Source organism: Actinosynnema sp. NPDC059335, from assembly GCF_042752395.1.
Lineage (GTDB): Bacteria > Actinomycetota > Actinomycetes > Mycobacteriales > Pseudonocardiaceae > Actinosynnema.
This window is the reverse complement of the sequence record NZ_JBHYXZ010000085.1, coordinates 20,023-36,447: the sequence shown is the minus strand read 5'-3', so window position 1 is coordinate 36,447 and position 16,425 is coordinate 20,023. Positions and strand designations below refer to the sequence as shown.

Sequence of the window (16,425 nt, the reverse complement as noted above, 5' to 3'; positions counted from 1 at the left end):
CGGGTTCCAGTCCGCGGTCGTGCTGACCCGTCCGGACCGGCGATGACCGCCGTGGTGACCGGCCTGGGCGTGATCGCACCCAGCGGTGTCGGCGTCGAGTCGTTCTGGCCCGCGGTGCGCGCCGGGCGGGTGTCGCTGGGCGCGGTGCGCCGGTACGAGCCCAACCCGTATCCGGTGACCGTGGTCGGCGAGGTGGTCGGTTTCGAGGCCGAGGGCCGGGTCGATCCGCGCGTCGCCGTGCAGACCGACCGGTTCACCCACTTCGCGCTGGCGGCGGCGGACCTGGCGCTGCGCGACGCCGGGCTCGACCCGGCCGCCGTGCCGCCGTTCGGGTTCGGCGTGGTGACGGCGGGCTACGCGGGCGGGGTGGAGTTCGGCCAGCGGGAGATCGAGCGGCTGTGGCGAGGCGGACCCGACCACGTGGGGCCGTACCAGTCGATCGCGTGGTTCTACGCGGCCGCCGCCGGCCAGGTCTCCATCGGCAACGGCCTGCGCGGCCCGTCGAGCGTGGTCGTGGCCGACGAGTCGGGCGGCCTGGACGCGTTCGCGGTGGCGGCCGGGGAGCTGCGGCGAGGGGCCGCGGCGATGCTCGTCGGCGGCGCGGAAGCGCCCTTCTGCCCCTACTCGATGTGCTGCCAGCTCGGGCTCGACGTGCTCAGCACGGTCGACGACCCGGCCACCGCGTACCTGCCGTTCACCGCGCACGCCGCCGGTTTCGCGCCGGCCGAGGGCGGCGCGATGCTCGTCGTGGAGGCCGAGCGCGCCGCGTCCGACCGGGGCGCCGCCGCGCGGGCCGTCGTCGCCGGGTGCGGCGCGACCTACACCGGCACGGGGTGCCCCGACAGCTCGGCCGAAGGGCTGCTGCGGGCCGCCGAGGACGCGTTGGCCGAGGCCGGGCTCACCGCGGGCGACGTGGACGTGGTCTTCCTCGACGCGGTGGCGGATCCGCGGGCGGACGCCGCCGAGGCGCTGGCCCTGCGCCTGCTGCTCGGCGACCGGGCCGACCGGGTGCCGGTCACCGCGCCCAAGGCCGGGTACGGGCGCTGCTACTCCGGCGCGGCGGTGCTCGACGTCGCCACCGCCGTGCTGGCCGTGGAACACGGCGTCGTGCCACCGACGCCGGGCGTCCGCGACTGCCGGTTCGACCTCGACCTCGTCACCGGAACGGCCCGCGAGGCCGACCTCCGCACGGCCCTCGTCCTGTCCCGCGGCCGGCACGGCGGCAACTCGGCGCTGGTGCTCCGACACCCGACATCGCTCACGGGAGGCAACTGAAGTGGAAGCGAACCTTTCCCCGGTCGACCTGGCGGCCCTGATCAGCCGGTGCACCGGCGTCGTGGTGACCGCCGGGCAGGTCACCGACCCGCGGCTCACCTTCGACGACCTCGGCGTCGACTCGCTCGGCCTCATGGGGGTGCTGGGCGAGCTGCGGCGCGACCACGGCATACCCCCCGACGTGGACCTGCGACCGGACCGGTCGCCGCGCGAGCTGCTGTCGCTGCTGTCGGGGAGGGCGTGAGGTGGCCGGGCACACCGAGAACGAGATCGTCATCGCCGCGCCGATGGACCTGGTGTGGGAGCGCACCAACGACGTCGAGAGCTGGCCGGAGCTGTTCAGCGAGTACGCCTCGGCGCAGGTGCTGGAGCGCGACGGCCACCGCGTCGTGTTCCGCCTCACGATGCACCCGGACGAGCGGGGCAACCAGTGGACCTGGGTGTCCGAGCGCGTGATGGACCCCGCGACCAGGACGGTCACCGCCCGCCGGCTCACCACCGGCCCGTTCGAGCGGATGGACATCAGGTGGACCTACGAGCCGGCCGACGGCGGGGTGCGGATGCGGTGGGTGCAGGACTTCGTCATGAAACCGGACGCGCCGCTGGACGACGCCGCGATGACCAGGCGCATCAACGAGAACAGCCGGGTCCAGATGTCCCTGATCAAGCACAAGGTCGAGGAGTTGGCGTGCACCGCACCGTGATCGTGGCCCGGATGGTCCCCGAAGCCGCCCCGGAGGTCGCGGCGGTGTTCGCCGACGCCGACCGCCACACCGGTCTCCCCGAGGCGATCGGCGTGCGGGCGCGGAGCCTGTTCCGGTTCGGCGACCTGTACCTGCACTTGGTCGAGGGCGACCGGCCGCTGGACGACGCGCTGGCCGAGCACCGCCACGACCACCGCTTCACCCGGATCAGCGAGGACTTGCGCCCCTTCATCACCCCGTACGACCCGGTGGTTTGGCGCGAGCCGAAGGACGCCCTCGCGCACGAGTTCTACCGGTGGGAGCGCCGTGGCTGACGCGCGCGCGACCCGCGTTCCGGTGCTCGTCGCGGGCGGTGGTGTGACCGGGCTGTCCGCCGCGGTGTTCCTGGCCTGGTACGGCGTGCCGACCGTGCTGGTGGAGCGGCGCGGCGAGCCGTTGGCCGAACCGAGGGCCCGCGCGCTCAACCCGCGCACGATGGAGCTGTACCGCGCCGTGGGCCTGGAGGACGCCATCCGCGCGGTGCGGTCGCCGATCGCCGACCACGGCGTCGTCGCGCACGTCGAGACCCTGGCCGGCGCGGAACTCCTGCGGCTGCCGGACCGCCTCGGCACGGGCCCCGACCCGCACAGCCCGTGCGAGTGGGCGGCCATCGACCAGGACCAGCTCGAACCGCTGCTGCGGGACCGGGCCGTCGCGGCCGGCGTGGACGTGCGGTACGGCACCGAGGTCGTGGCCGTGCGGGACCGGCCGGACGGCGTCGTCGCGGTGCTGCGCTGCCACCGCACCGGGTGCGAGGAGGAGGTCGTGGCCGACCACCTCGTCGCGGCGGACGGCGCGCACAGCCCGGTCCGCCGCCTGCTCGGGATCGGCCACGGCGGTCCCGGGACGCTGGCGCGCAAGCTGAACGTCTACTTCGACGCCGACCTGCGCGAGCCCCTGCGCGGGCGCAGGATCGTCGCGCTGACCGTGCGCAACCCGGCCGTCCAGGGCTTCCTCACGCCGGTCGACGGGGTGAAGCGCTGGCGGTTCGCCCTCTCCCTCGGTCCCGACGACGACACCGCCATGACCGAGGAGCGGTGCGTCGGGCTGGTCCGGGCCGCCGTCGGCGTGGACGACCTCCCGATCACCCTCGACCACGTGTCCGACGTGCCGTGGGAGATCGCCGGCCGGGTCGCCGACCGGATGTGCGCCGGTCGGGTGCTGGTCGCCGGCGACGCCGCCCACACCATGCCGCCGGTCGGCACGTTCGGCGTGGCGACCGGCGTCCAGGACGCGTTCAACCTCGCGTGGAAGCTCGCCCTGCGCCACCGCGGCCAGGCGGGACCCGGGCTGGTCGCCAGCTACGAGACCGAGCGCCTGCCCGTCGCCCGCCACACGACCGGGTTGACGGTCAAGCGGTACGGCCTGGTCAACGGCAACGCCGGCGACCCGCGCGAGAGCGCCCGGCGGCAGCGGATGGCGATGTACGGCTACACCTACCCCGACGGGGCGATCGTCCCGGACGGCGCCACGCCGGACCCGGTGGAGGACCCGGAGCGGCCGTCGGGCGCACCGGGCACCCGAGCACCCCACGTGCCGGTGGAGCACGACGGGCAGCCGGTTTCGCCCGTCGACCTGATGGGCCGGGACTTCGTCCTGCTCACCGGCGTCGCCGACACCGGCTGGGCGCGGACCGCGACGCTCGCGGCGGAGCGGACCGGCGTCGGCGTCGAACACCACCGGACCCGTCACCTCGACCGGTTCGGCGTGACCGACGCCGGGGCCGTGCTGATCCGCCCGGACGGCTTCATCGCCTGGCGCACGCCGGGAGCCGACGACTCCGACACCCTCGTCGCGGCGATCAACCGCGTGCTGTTCAGCCCGAACGCGAAGTGCATCCGTGAACGCGGAGGGCCGCAGCGCCACGAGTCCGTGCCGTAGCCTGCCACCGGACCGGCCGGCCGCCGGTCCGGTGGCACGAGGAGCCGGGGGCGGGCATGACGGCAGGGCGACCGACGCCCACGCAGGACGACGTGCTCGGGTACTTCGACGCGTTGTCCAACTGGGGGCGCTGGGGCGACGACGACGAGCTGGGCACGCTGAACCACGTCACCGACGACGTCCGGCTGGCGGCGGCGCGGGCCGTGCGGCACGGCCGGAGCGTGTCGTGCGCGTGGGAGGTCTCGGCGCCGGACGACATGGAGCGGTCCACGACGACGTTCCCGCGCGCGGCGGACATGCCGGGCGGCGAGCACCTGCCGGCGGCGTTCCACCGCGACCGGCGCTGGGGCTTCTCGTCCGAGCGGCTCGGCATCGCGTTCCACGGCAACACCGTCACCCACGTCGACTCGCCGTGCCACGTCCACTGGGACGGCAGGATGTACAACGGGCGGTCGCACTCGCTCGTCGACCCCGCGACCGGATCGGCGTGGGGCGCGGTCACGGCGGCGGCGAACGGCATCGTCACGCGCGGTGTCCTGCTGGACGTCGCGCGGATCCGCGACGTGCCGTGGCTGGAGCCGGGGCAGGGCGTGTTCCCCGAAGACCTGGAGGAGGCCGAGCGCCGCCAGGGCGTGCGGGTGCGGCCGGGCGACGCCGTGCTGCTGCGCACCGGCCACGGCCGAGCCCGGTACGAGTCCGGCGCGTCGGGCGGGTTCACGCAGGCCGGCTGGCACGCGTCCTGCCTGCCGTGGCTGCACGCCCGGCAGGTCGCGCTGATCGGCGCGGACACCCCGCAGGACGTGCAGCCGTCGGGCTACGACGACGTGCTGATGCCGGTGCACGCCGTCGGCCTGGTGGCGATGGGCCTGTGGCTGCTGGACAACTGCGACCTGGAGGCGTGCGCGGCGACGGCCGCCGGGCTGGGCCAGTGGGACTTCCAGCTCGCGGTCGCGCCGGTCCGGTTCGCCGGCACGTCCGGCAGCCCGGTCAACCCGATCGCCACCTTCTGACCGCTACCGCCGGACCTCCACCCGGACGTCGCCGCTGGTGCTCGTGCCCGCCGCGTTCACGAACTCGGCGCGGTAGAGGTAGGAGCCCCCGGGCTTGCCGGTGACGGCCAGCTCGGCCCGCTGCGCGTTCGGCGTGGCGGCCGGCAGCGGTCCCTCCGCGACGAGCACGCCGTTCTCGAAGAACCGGTACGACGTCGCGTTGGTGCCCCACCACAGGTTCGCGACGACCCGGTAGTCGCCGTCCCGGTCGGCGTTGTCGTGGCTGATCGAGGGCGTCGCCGGGGCTGCCCGGGTCACCGTGACCGTCACCGGCCGCACGGCGGTCCGGCCCCGGGAGTTGACCAGCTCGCCGGTGTACACGTAGGCGCCGTTGGGCTTGCCCGTCACCGGGACGCTCGCGGACTGGGCGTTGAGGCCGTCCGGTGCCAGCGGCACGCGGGCGATGAGCACGCCGTTCTCGTAGAGCCGCAACGACGTGGCGTTCTCGCCCCACCACAGGTTCATCCGCACCGCGTACGCGCCGTCGTGCAGGCCGGTGTCCCAGCCGTTGTCGTGCGAGAGCACGCCCTGCCCGGGCGCCTGCCGGGCGCTGTCGCGGACGACCAGGTCCGCCACCGCGTCGGCGAGCGCGCGGCGTGCGCCGTCCACCGCGTCCCGGGTCGGGCGGTCGGCGTCGAGCACCACGTGCGCCCGCTCGATCGCGGCGACCAGCGTCGCCGCCGACCCGGGCGTGTAGCCGCCGCGGTCGATCCCCTCGGCCTCGGCGACGGCCGCCGCGAGCCCGCCGGTGTCCACGTCGGCCGCGCCGGCGCGGACCAGGCGCAGCTCGTCGATCGAGCCCCACGCGCCCGCGCCGAGCGCGAACGACGCCGACACGGTCAGCTCGCCGTCCGCGCCGACGGCCACCGGCGCGGTGGTGGCGGTGCGGAACGCCTTCCAGCCCGCCAGCTCCAGCGGGACGCCGGCCGACCCGGCGGTGGAACGGGCCGACAGCGTCAACGCGTCGGAAGGGCTCGCCCCGGCGCCCTGCGTCACGGCGGACAGCACGTACTCGCCCGCCGGGAGGCCGGACAACCGCTGCGTGAGGGTGAACGAGTAGGCGGAGTCGAGCCAGAACGCCAGCGCGCGCGAACCGCCGGCCGCGTCGTCGGTGCCCACGATGCGCGCGCCCGGCCCGTCGACCGTCCACATCGACGTGTCGGCGTCCTCGAACCCGCCGTTGCGCAACCAGTTCCGCCCGGTCACCGTGACGCGCGCGGTCACCGCGAGGCCGGCGTCGGTGGCGCCGCGGATCGCGTACGCGCCCGGCCCCGCGATCCACCGCACGGCGTCGGACCACGTCACCGGCTGCTCGGTGACGACGCCGTCGTAGGCCGTCACGGTGACGTGCGGGGGCAGTCGGACCGGCTCGCCGTCCACGACGGCGACCGCCACCGGCTCGACCCTCGGCGCGGGGGCCTCACCGACGGGTTCCAGCCCGCCGAAGGCGTCGTCGAGCCGCCGCACGGCCCCGGCCACCCGGTCGGCGGCGGGGGAGAGCGCGCCCAGGACCACCCGGCCCACCTCGACGGCGCGGTCCAGCGGGGCGAGGTCGGCGAACGCGGCGCGGTCGATCCGCCCGGCGCGGTCCACCAAAGCCCGCAGCGCGCCCGTGTCCGCGCCCGGCGGCAGGTGGCGGACCAGCTCGACGTCGTCCAGCGTGCCCCACGCGCCGCCCGGCAGGTCGGCCGTGATCGTCACGGTGGCCGAACCGCCCTCGGGGACGGTCACCGCGCCGGTCGTTGGCGTCGACCAGTTGCGCCAACCGGTCAGCGCGAACGAGGCCGTGCCGGCGCCGGCCGGGGTCGCCAGCGTGATCCGGACGTCGTCGGGCGTGGCCTCGCCGTCGCCCTGGAGCGCGGCGCGGGCCACGTAGTCGCCCGCGGCCAGGCCGTCGACGCGTTGCGAGAGCGTGAAGGCGTAGGGGTCGGGGGAGTGGAAGTGCGCGGACCGCTCCCCGCCGTGCGGGTCGTCGGTCGCGCGGACCGTGACGCCCGTTCCGGCGCGTTCCCACATGCCGGTGTCCGGCGCCTCGAAACCGGGGTTGCGCAGGAAGTTCCGCTGCGCGACGACGACGGCCGCCTCGGTCGCGCGCCCGGACGCCGTCACCCCGCTCACCCGGTAGGAGCCCGGGCCGGAAATCCACTCCTGCGCGCCCGACCACGTGACGGGCTGCTCCTCCGCGGAACCGTCGTTGTAGGTGACGGTGACCGCCGGCGGCAGGACGACCGGCTCGCCCTCCGGCACGGTCAGCGCCACCGTCCCCACGCCGGTCACCTCGCGCGGCGCCACGGACCCGGTGCGGGCGTACGCGAACACGTTCAGCGATTCCAGCGGTGTGCCGTCGGCGGCGAACAGGGCCTGGTTCTCCCAGGCCGAGCCGCCGAAGTGGAGGCCCGCGTCGTGCGGGTCGTACCCGCCCGCGTGGCTCGACGCCCACCCGGAGCCGTCCCGTTCCCAGAGCAGCCTGTTCGCCTCCAGCGCGGACGGCGGCCCGACCGGCAACCACGCCGGCTCCCAGTAGTAGACGCCGATGCCCGCCGCGCCGACGTCCACGACGGCCTGGACCACGTCGCGCACCGCCGTGGCCTGGCCCTGCACGCTCACCGGGTACTGCGTGGCCTCCGAGGGCAGGTCGATGACGTTGCCGTGCCCGTCGCCGTCGGCCAGCGTGTGCGCCCACGACGTCTCCGCGACCACGACCCGCTTGCCGTAGGTGTCGGCGACGTGCTTGAGCACGGACGTCAGGTTCGCGGGGGTCCCGTGCCAGTACGGGTAGTAGCTGGACGCGAAGACGTCGTAGTCCACGCCGCGTGCCGCGAGTTCCCGCGCGTACCCGGCGTAGCGGCCGCTCGACTCGGGATTGGTGAAGTGGAGGGCGACCAGCGCGTCGGGCAGCACCGCCCGAACCGCCGCCGAACCGGCCGAGAAGAGCGAGGCCATGCCCTCCCACCCGGTCACACCGGCCACGGCGTTGTTGGTCTCGTTGCCGACCTGCACCATGCGCACGTCGACGCCCGCCGCCTTGAAGCGGTGCAGCGCGTCGGTGGTGAACCGGCCGACCGCGTCGGCCTTCTCCGCGACGGAGAGCCCGGCCCACGCCTTCGGCGCCTGCTGCTTCGCCGGGTCGGCCCAGAAGTCGGAGTAGTGGAAGTCCACCAGCACCCGCAGCCCGGCACGGGTCGCCCGCGCCCCGATCTCCACGGCCCGCGCGACGTCGACGGTCCCGCCCCCGTACCCGTTGCCGGCGGCGTCGTACGGGTCGTTCCACACGCGGACGCGGACGTCGGTGATCCCGGCTCCGGCGAGGACCGCGAACAGGTCGGCCGGCTGCCCGGCGGCGTCGCGGAACACCACCCCCGAGCGCTCCAGGGCGATCACGGACGACACGTCGACCCCGTTGACGAAGTCCTCGGGCAGGTTCTCGACCTTGCGGACCACGATGCCCGCCTCGACCGGGCCGTCCGCGGCCTGGGCGGGCGGCGTCGCCAGGGCGCCGGCGAGCACCAGCCCGACCACCGACACCGCTCGCGGTCCGTGCAGGGAGGCGACTCGCATGGCGTGCTCCGTGGGGTGATCCGGCTCCAGGGTGCTGTGAACGTACACAACAAGTCGGCGCAGTACCAGGGGTCAGACTGGCTCCACCAATGGTGACTGTGTGGGAACGTGCACAGTCGGCCTGTCGTCGCCTGATGTCCCTGGTGAGGTGGGGTGGGAGGGGGTGGCCGGAGCCGTGCGCCGCGGATCCGGGGCCGGCGAAACGGCTCGTCGCGGCCCGGTGACCGGAAGTCGCCAGTCGTATTGACACCGTCGAGCGCTTCCTCGCACACTATGACCGCTCCGGATGTTAACGCAAACATCCGGGTTCTCCACCCGCCCGCAACGCCGTGGACGACGGTCGACGGCGACGCCGAGCCGGGCGATCCCGACGGGCCGCCGCCGGAGGTCGCGACGACCGGCACGCCGGGCACCGCGGAACCGCCGGCCAGGGCCGGTCGACCGAGCGCAGTCGTCGACACCTCCGAGGAGATCAACGATGAACTCTTCACCCGCCCGCCGCGCACGCCCCACCCGTCGCGTCGCCGGTTAAGCGCTTTCCCCTCTCCGTCCACACCGGACGGCACAACCGGTCCGCTCCCGTCCGCGTTCGACCGCGTCCGTCCGCGTCCGGGGTGCTCACGCCTGCCCCGGCCCCGAGCCGCCGACCGCGTGCCCGATCCCGCCGAACCGGGAGACCACCCGTGACCCGAACGCCGAAGCCCGGACAACCGGTCGGCCCGACTCGGCCTCGCGGTGCCCACGGCCGCCTGCGCCGCGGTGGTCGTCGCCCCGCCCGCCCGAGCCGCCTCCGGGCACGTCCACACCACGTTCAAGGGCGACGCCCGGTCGAGGACGCCGGCGGCGGCTACTCCCGCGTGGTCAACCAGAACAGCGGCAAGTGCCTCGACGTCGTGAACTCCGGCGCCGGCGACGGTGCCGACATCCAGCAGTACACCCGCGGCACCGGCGCGAACCGGCAGCGGAGCCGCACCCGGACCTGATCCACGACACCCGAATCCCCGCACCCGGCGGGACCACGCCTGATTGGACAACCGATGACACCGACCACGACGTCCGACGGCCACCCGGCACGAGCGCCGAGGAGAACCCGGCGTTCGCTGACCGCCCTGGTGGCGACCGCGCTGACGGTGACGGCGAGCCTGGTCGCCCTCACGCCGACGGCCACCGCCGCCACCAGCCAGTTCCGCGGCATGAACTGGGCCATGCTGGGCGACAACTTCACCACCGGCACGCTCGTCGTGCAGGGCCTCAACCAGTCCGACAGCTACGCGACCGTGCGGGCGAAGGCCAACGCCCTGTACGACGACATGGCCTCCACCATGGGCGTCAACACCGTCCGGTTGCCGATCAACACCCACACCGTCGCCAACACGACCTGGTGGAACTCCTACCGAGGGGCCATCGACGCCGCCACCGAGCGCGGGTTCAAGGTCATCCTCGCGTACTGGGAGGACGGCGCGGCCTCCGGCGGCCGGATCACCAACCTGGCCGCGTGGAACACGATGTGGTCCAGCGTGACCAACACCTACGGGTCCAACGCCAACGTCTACTTCGAGCCGATGAACGAGCCGCACGGCTACTCGTCGGCGGAGTGGCGGACCGTCGCGGCGAACTGGTTGGCCTACCACACGTCGGCCGTGCCCGGCCGGGTGCTCATCGGCGGCACCGGCTTCAGCCAGGACCTGCGCGACATCTGCAACGACAGCCGCTTCAACGCCACGCTGCTGTCGTTCCACTACTACGCCTTCTTCTACAGCCCGATGACCTACGACGCGTTCCGCAGCCACATGCAGACGCGCTTGGGCAACTGCGCGTCTCGCGCGGTCGTGACGGAGTTCGGCGCGCCCCAGTCCACCGGCCTGAACTACGGCGACGCCAACAGCACGGACAACTTCGTGCGCTACCTCCGCGCCGTGGCGCAGGTCATGCGGGACAACAGGATGGGCGGCACGTACTGGCCCGCGCTCGGCGGCAAGCTGACCGGCAACCTCGGCTACGACCACTACTCGCTGTACGCGTTGAGCGGCAGCGGCACCAACCTCGACCTGACCCTGCGCAACGCCTCCGGGGCCGACCGGGTCCGCTACGCCTGGGGCGACGGCTCCACGAACCCGCCGGTGGGCACGTACTACCGGCTCGACGTGCGCCACAGCGGCAAGTCGATGGACGTCCAGCAGCCGAACACCGACAACGGCGCGCGCATCGGCCAGTACACCTACGGCGGCAACGCCTGGCAGCAGTGGCAGTTCGAGGACGCCGGCAGCGGCTACTGGCGCATCGTCAGCCGCCACAGCGGGAAGTGCCTCGACGTGGTCGGCGCGTCCACCGCCGACGGCGCGGAACTCATCCAGTACACGTGCGGCAGCGGCACGAACCAGCAGTTCCAGATGGTGGCCAACGGCGCCTACTTCCAGCTCCGGGCCCGGCACAGCGGCAAGTGCGTGGACGTGCCCGCCGCGTCGACCGCGGACGGCGCGATCCTCAAGCAGTACACCTGCAACACCGGCGCCAACCAGCAGTGGTCGCGCACGACCGTGTGACGACCTCCTCCGCGGGTCGTCGGTTCACGCGCACGTCCGTGAACCGGCGCGGCCACGGCCCGGCGTCGTCCCTTCGACGCCGGGCCGCTGGGCGCGGGAGTCCTCGCGTCCCGACGGCCGGCGTGCCCTCGGCCGGGTCCCGAACCCCGGCGCGCACGACCGGAAAGCCTTGCGCCGCGCACCGCTCGGCTCGTCACGCTCGGCGCGGTCCCTGCCCGGCCGGGTCGGCTCGTCCCGCTCGGCGCGATCGCGGCCCGCTCGGGTCGGCTCGTTCCGCTCGCCGCGATCCCGGCCCGGTCGGCTCGTCACGCTCGGCGCGATCCCGGCCGGTCCGCGGTCGTCCCGGTCAGTGCGATTCCCGGCTGACCCGCGACCCGCTGGAACCGAGCAGGAAGTCCAGATCCGCCCCGGTGTCCGCCTGGAGCACGTGGTCGACGTAGAGGCGTTCCCAACCGCGACGGGGGTTGGCGAACCCGGCGACGGTGGCCTCGTCGGGCGTGCGGGCGGCCAGTTCCTCGTCCGACAGCTCGACGTCGATGCGCCGGGCCTCGACGTCCAGGGTGATCACGTCGCCGGTGCGGACGAGCGCGAGCGGCCCCCCGGCGGCGGCCTCGGGCGCGACGTGCAGCACGACGGTGCCGTAGGCGGTGCCGGACATGCGGCCGTCGCAGACCCGGACCATGTCGCGCACGCCCTGCTCCAGCAGCTTCTTCGGCAGCGGCATGTTCGACACCTCCGGCATGCCGGGGTAACCCTTGGGCCCGCAGCCGCGCAGCACCAGCACCGAGTCGGCGTCCACGTCCAGGTCCGGGTCGTCCACCCGGGCGTGGAAGTCCTCGATGGAGTCGAACACCACGGCCCGGCCGCGGTGCTTGAGCAGGTGCGGCGACGCGGCGGCGGGCTTCACCAGGGCTCCGCGCGGCGCGAGGTTTCCGCGCAGCACCGCGATGCCCCCGTGCTCCACCAGCGGCGTCGCGCGGGTGCGGATGACCTCCGGGTCCCAGATCGGCGCGTCGTCCAGGTACTCGACCAGCGGCCTGCCCGTCACGGTGAGCGCGTCGGGGTCGAGCAGGTCGCGCACCTCGCGCAGCACGGCGAGCAGACCGCCCGCGCGGTGGAAGTCCTCCATGAGGAACCGGCCGGCGGGCTGGAGGTCCACGAGCACCGGCACGTCCGAGCCGATCCGGTCGAAGTCGTCCAGGGTCAGGTCGACGCCCAGGCGTCCGGCGATGGCAAGCAGGTGGACCACCGCGTTCGTCGAGCCGCCGATCGCGGCCAGGGCGACGATGGCGTTGTGGAACGACGCCCTGGTGAGGAACGTGCCGGGTCGCCGGTCGGCGGTGACCAGCTCCACGGCGAGCCGGCCGGTGCGGTGCGCGGCCTCCAGCAGGCGGCTGTCCGGGGCGGGCGTGCCCGCGACGCCGGGGACGACGACGCCCAGGGCCTCGGCCACCAGCGCCATGGTGGACGCGGTGCCCATGGTGTTGCAGTGGCCCCGGCTGCGGATCATCGCCGACTCGGACCGGATGAACTGCTCGTTCGACAGCGAGCCCGCGCGCACCTCCTCCGACAGCCGCCACACGTCGGTGCCGCACCCCAGCGGCACGCCGCGGAACGTGCCGGTCAGCATCGGTCCGCCCGGCACGACCACGGCGGGCAGGTCCACCGAGGCGGCGGCCATGAGCAGCGACGGGATGGTCTTGTCGCACCCGCCGAGCAGCACCACGCCGTCGATCGGGTTGGCCCGCAGCATCTCCTCGGTGGCCATCGCGGCCATGTTCCGCCACAGCATCGCGGTGGGGCGGACCTGCGTCTCGCCCAGCGACACCACGGGCAGCTCCAGCGGGATGCCGCCGGCCTCGTGGATGCCGTCGCGCACCGACGCGGCCACCTCCGTCAGGTGCGCGTTGCACGGCGTCAGGTCCGAGGCGGTGTTGGCGATGGCGATCTGCGGGCGGTCGAACGCGTCACCGGGCACCCCGCGCCGCATCCACGCGCGGTGGATGTAGGCGTTGCGACCGTCCCCCGCGTACCACTGGGCGCTCCGTAACGTCACCTGCGACCGCCTTCCACCTATCGACACGATGGTCTAACTTGTGGAACGCGATGAACGATAACCACCCGTCGGCGAAAGCGACAGCACCCGCGACCGGGGACGTGGCTCGGCTCGACGCGAGCAGGCTCGTCGGGTCCGACCGCGTGCTCGCCGTCCTCAAGGAGCTGGCCCGCCACCCCGGCGGCGTCGGGCTGGAGGAGCTGACGAGGGTGATCGGCAGCCCCAAGCCGACCGTGCACCGGGCGCTGGGCTCGCTGCGCCGCGCGGGCCTGGCCGACCAGGACGCGCGCGGGCGCTACCTGCTCGGCGACGAATTCCTCCGGATGGCCTTCGCGCACCACGAGGCGCGCCCGGACCACGTGCGCGTGCGCCCGGTGCTGGAGTCGCTGGCGCACCGGTTCGGGGAGACGACGCACTACGCGGTCCTCGACGGCCGCGAGGTCGTCTACCGCGAGAAGGTCGACCCGCCCGCGGGCCCGGTCCGGCTGACCTCGACCGTCGGCGGGCGCAACCCGGCGCACGCGACCGCCGTCGGCAAACTGCTGCTCGCCCACCGCCTGCGGACCCGGGACGACGTCGCGGCGTGGATCGGCCCGACCGACCTCGAACGCCGGACCCCGAACACCCGCGGCACAGTCGACGCCCTGCACCGCGACCTGGTCGAGGCGCGCGAGCGCGGCTACGCCACCGACGACCAGGAGAACGAGCCGGGCGTGAACTGCATCGCGCTGCCCGTGTACGCGACCTCGCCCACGACGCCCTCCGGCGCGCTGAGCGTCAGCGCGCTGGCCTACCGCACGCCGTTGCGCGCCCTGGTCGACGCCGTGGACGGGATCCGCGACCTGCTCGGCGACCTGGGCGGGGCGCGGTGACCGCCGCCGCGCGGACCCGGCTGCCCGGCCCGTCGTTACCGCGCCCCGTCGCCCCCTGATCGCCCGTTCCACCGAGCCCGGAGAAAAACCCTTGTACCTCATGCGCATCGGCGCGCCCGGCGCCGAGAAGCCCGTCGCCCGCCTGGACGACGAGACCTACGTCGACCTGTCCGACGTCGTCCGCGACTTCGACGAGGAGTTCTTCGGCAGCGGCGGCCTCGACCGCGTCCGCCCCGTCGTCGCCGACCGCGCCGAGGCGGGCCGGGTGTCCCGGTTCGCGGGCGAGCGCGTCGGCGCGCCCATCGCCCGCCCGCACCAGATCCTGTGCATCGGCCTGAACTACCGCGACCACGCCGCCGAGACCGGCCAGGCCGTGCCCGACGAGCCGATCCTGTTCACCAAGTCGCCGAACACGCTCGTCGGCCCCGACGACGACATCCGCATCCCGCGCGGCTCGACCAAGACCGACTGGGAGGTCGAACTCGGGATCGTGGTCGGCCGGCGCACCTCCTACCTGGACTCGGTCGAGGAGGCGCGCGACGCGATCGCCGGCTACCTGGTCGTCAACGACGTCAGCGAGCGCTCGTTCCAGCTGGAGCGCGGCGGGCAGTGGACCAAGGGCAAGTCCGCCGAGACGTTCAACCCGGCCGGCCCGTGGCTCGTCACGCCGGACGAGATCGAGGACGTCCTCGCGCTGGACCTGTGGCTCGACGTCAACGGGGAGCGCCGGCAGACCGGCAGCACCGCCACGATGGTCTTCGACCCGTACTTCATCGTGCACCACCTGAGCCAGTTCATGGTGCTGGAGCCGGGCGACCTCATCAACACCGGCACCCCGCCCGGCGTCGGCATGGGCCTCGACCCGCAGGTCTGGCTGCGGCCCGGCGACGTGGTGGAGTTGGGCATCCGGGGGCTGGGCAGCCAGCGCCAGCACGTGCTCGCCCCGCGATGAGCCGCGCCACCATGCGCGCCTTCGTGCTCACCGGGCCCCGGGAGGGGGAGGTGCGCGAGGTGCCCGTGCCGGACGCCGTCGCGGGGGAGGTGGTCGTGGACGTCGAGCGGGTCGGCGTGTGCGGCACGGACGTCGAGTTCTTCACCGGCGAGATGGCCTACCTGCACGAGGGGCACAGCTCGTACCCGATGCGGCTGGGCCACGAGTGGTCGGGCACCGTCCGCGCCGTCGGCGAGGGCGTGGACCCGGCCTGGCTCGGCCGCCGGGTCATGGGCGACACCATGCTGGGCGACCGGACGTGCCGCCGGTGCCGGCGCGGGCGGCAGCACGTCTGCGAGCGGCGGCAGGAAGTCGGCATCCGCGACGGGCGGCCCGGCGCGCTGGCCGAGCGGATCGCCGTGCCCGCGTGGTCGTTGCACGTGCTGCCGGACCGGGTCGACGCGGCGCTCGGCGCGCTGGTCGAGCCGGGCGGCAACGCGCTGCGCGCCGCCCGGGCCGCCGACGTCGGCCCCGGCGACCGGGCGCTGGTACTGGGACCGGGGACGATCGGGCTGCTCACCGCGATGTTCCTGCGCGCCGAGGGCGTCGAGGTGCACCTGATGGGCCGGGCCGACGAGTCGCCCGCCTTCGCCCGGGCGCTGGGCTTCGACCGCACGTGGACCGAGGACACCCTGCCGGACCTGCCGTTCGACGCCGTGGTGGACGCCTCGAACGCCGCCCACCTCCCGGCGCTGGCGCTCGACCGGGTGGAGCCTTCGGGCCGGGTCGTCTACATCGGACTGGCGGGCAACCCGAGCCGGATCGACACCAGGGCGTTGGCGCTGAAGGACGTCACCGCCGTCGGCGTCCTGTCCGCCTCACCGGGCCTGGCCGACACGATCACCGCCTACGCCACCGGAACCGTCGACCCGCGCCCACTCGTCGCCGCGACCGTGGGCCTGGACCGGGTCGCCGACGTGCTGGCCGGGCACCCCGTCGAGGGTGCCGGACCGGGCCCGAAGATCCACGTCGACCCGACCCTGCCCTGACCGGACCCCGCACGCGCGCCGGCCTGACTCGCACCGCCGGACCCGCGCCGGCCGGACCTTCGCTGGTCAGATCCGGTCGGACTCGCGCCGGCCGGGCCTCGCGCTGACCGGCTGCCTGCCTCACCCGGCGGCCGGTGGGCCGGCGAACAGCGCGAGTTCCAGCTCGTCCGGCGCGCAGCGGTGCTCCCGCGCCCACCGGGCCAGCAGGTCGCAATAGCGCTGGTAGGTCCGCGCCGGCCAGGACCTGGCGGGGTCGAGGGAGGCCCAGCCGCAGTGGTCGCGCAGGGCGGTGGCCACGACCCGGTCCAGGATCAGGCACGGGTGCTCCCGGCTGCCGCCACCGGCGAAGTAGAGGAACTTCGTGAAGAACGACGGGCCCAGCCACCCGATCGCGCTGCGCCCGTCGGGCCACAGCACCGCGTACGCGCCGGCGGGGTGGGGGGGGGGGGGCGGGGGCGCCCCCCGCGC

General features: G+C 74.4%; 14 protein-coding genes. 11 read left to right on the top strand and 3 right to left on the bottom strand.

What is annotated here, in order from left to right:
- The 6 genes from ACFXGA_RS24780 to ACFXGA_RS24755 all read left to right on the top strand — a co-directional run.
- The coding region (locus ACFXGA_RS24780) for a beta-ketoacyl synthase N-terminal-like domain-containing protein (RefSeq protein WP_378091545.1) at positions 1-1,275 on the top strand (1,275 nt) is incomplete at its 5' end.
- A gap of 1 nt (position 1,276) precedes the next feature.
- The gene (locus ACFXGA_RS24775) at positions 1,277-1,519 is read left to right on the top strand and encodes an acyl carrier protein (protein WP_378091543.1); all 243 of its coding nucleotides are present in this window, start codon (positions 1,277-1,279) and stop codon (positions 1,517-1,519) included.
- A 1-nt stretch (position 1,520) separates the two neighbouring features.
- Positions 1,521-1,979, top strand: a complete 459-nt coding sequence (locus ACFXGA_RS24770; RefSeq protein WP_378091541.1) for an SRPBCC family protein — start codon at positions 1,521-1,523, stop codon at positions 1,977-1,979.
- Entirely contained in the window at positions 1,964-2,293 is a 330-nt protein-coding gene (locus ACFXGA_RS24765; protein ID WP_378091539.1) for a TcmI family type II polyketide cyclase, read from the top strand. Before ACFXGA_RS24770 ends, ACFXGA_RS24765 begins: the two co-directional genes overlap by 16 nt.
- Positions 2,286-3,899 (top strand): FAD-dependent monooxygenase, encoded by a 1,614-nt coding sequence (locus tag ACFXGA_RS24760; RefSeq protein ID WP_378091537.1) that lies wholly within the window; start codon positions 2,286-2,288, stop codon positions 3,897-3,899. Before ACFXGA_RS24765 ends, ACFXGA_RS24760 begins: the two co-directional genes overlap by 8 nt.
- 56 nt (positions 3,900-3,955) lie before the next feature.
- The gene (locus tag ACFXGA_RS24755) at positions 3,956-4,909 is read left to right on the top strand and encodes a cyclase family protein (RefSeq protein WP_378091535.1); all 954 of its coding nucleotides are present in this window, start codon (positions 3,956-3,958) and stop codon (positions 4,907-4,909) included.
- 3 nt (positions 4,910-4,912) lie between these two features.
- Here the strand turns inward: ACFXGA_RS24755 and ACFXGA_RS24750 are convergent, their stop codons facing one another.
- On the bottom strand, positions 4,913-8,506 hold the full coding sequence (locus ACFXGA_RS24750) for a glycosyl hydrolase 53 family protein (RefSeq protein ID WP_378091533.1): 3,594 nt from the start codon (positions 8,504-8,506) through the stop codon (positions 4,913-4,915).
- A 614-nt stretch (positions 8,507-9,120) separates the two neighbouring features.
- On the opposite strand from ACFXGA_RS24750, the gene ACFXGA_RS24745 reads away from it, so the two are divergent.
- Both ACFXGA_RS24745 and ACFXGA_RS24740 read left to right on the top strand, forming a co-directional pair.
- A complete protein-coding gene (locus tag ACFXGA_RS24745; protein ID WP_378091531.1) occupies positions 9,121-9,489 on the top strand; it encodes an RICIN domain-containing protein in 369 nt (122 codons plus the stop codon).
- A 54-nt stretch (positions 9,490-9,543) separates the two neighbouring features.
- Complete coding sequence (locus tag ACFXGA_RS24740; protein ID WP_378091529.1) at positions 9,544-11,049, top strand: RICIN domain-containing protein; 1,506 nt, start codon at positions 9,544-9,546, stop codon at positions 11,047-11,049.
- Positions 11,050-11,395: 346 nt separating this feature from the next.
- On the opposite strand, the gene ACFXGA_RS24735 is transcribed toward ACFXGA_RS24740, so the two are convergent.
- Positions 11,396-13,105 carry an IlvD/Edd family dehydratase gene (locus ACFXGA_RS24735; protein WP_378091527.1) on the bottom strand — a complete coding sequence of 570 codons (1,710 nt, stop codon included), beginning with the start codon at positions 13,103-13,105 and terminating at the stop codon, positions 11,396-11,398.
- Between the two features lie 101 nt (positions 13,106-13,206).
- Here ACFXGA_RS24735 and ACFXGA_RS24730 point away from each other — a divergent pair, with 101 nt between their 5' ends.
- The 3 genes from ACFXGA_RS24730 (at position 13,207) to ACFXGA_RS24720 (ending at position 15,957) form a co-directional block, all read left to right on the top strand.
- Complete coding sequence (locus ACFXGA_RS24730) at positions 13,207-13,977, top strand: IclR family transcriptional regulator (RefSeq protein WP_378091525.1); 771 nt, start codon at positions 13,207-13,209, stop codon at positions 13,975-13,977.
- 91 nt (positions 13,978-14,068) lie between these two features.
- Entirely contained in the window at positions 14,069-14,929 is an 861-nt protein-coding gene (locus ACFXGA_RS24725; RefSeq protein ID WP_378091523.1) for a fumarylacetoacetate hydrolase family protein, read from the top strand.
- Positions 14,926-15,957 (top strand): zinc-binding dehydrogenase, encoded by a 1,032-nt coding sequence (locus ACFXGA_RS24720; protein WP_378091521.1) that lies wholly within the window; start codon positions 14,926-14,928, stop codon positions 15,955-15,957. Before ACFXGA_RS24725 ends, ACFXGA_RS24720 begins: the two co-directional genes overlap by 4 nt.
- 120 nt (positions 15,958-16,077) lie before the next feature.
- On the opposite strand, the gene ACFXGA_RS24715 is transcribed toward ACFXGA_RS24720, so the two are convergent.
- A partial coding sequence (locus ACFXGA_RS24715; protein ID WP_378091519.1) for a hypothetical protein occupies positions 16,078-16,425 on the bottom strand: 348 nt, incomplete at its 5' end.

Bases quoted from the DNA above. Each gene is read 5' to 3' on its own strand.
- ACFXGA_RS24755 (WP_378091535.1), top strand. From the start codon at position 3,956: ATGACGGCAGGGCGACCGACGCCCACGCAGGACGACGTGCTCGGGTAC.
- ACFXGA_RS24750 (WP_378091533.1), bottom strand. From the start codon at position 8,506: ATGCGAGTCGCCTCCCTGCACGGACCGCGAGCGGTGTCGGTGGTCGGG.
- ACFXGA_RS24740 (WP_378091529.1), top strand. From the start codon at position 9,544: ATGACACCGACCACGACGTCCGACGGCCACCCGGCACGAGCGCCGAGG.
- ACFXGA_RS24720 (WP_378091521.1), top strand. From the start codon at position 14,926: ATGAGCCGCGCCACCATGCGCGCCTTCGTGCTCACCGGGCCCCGGGAG.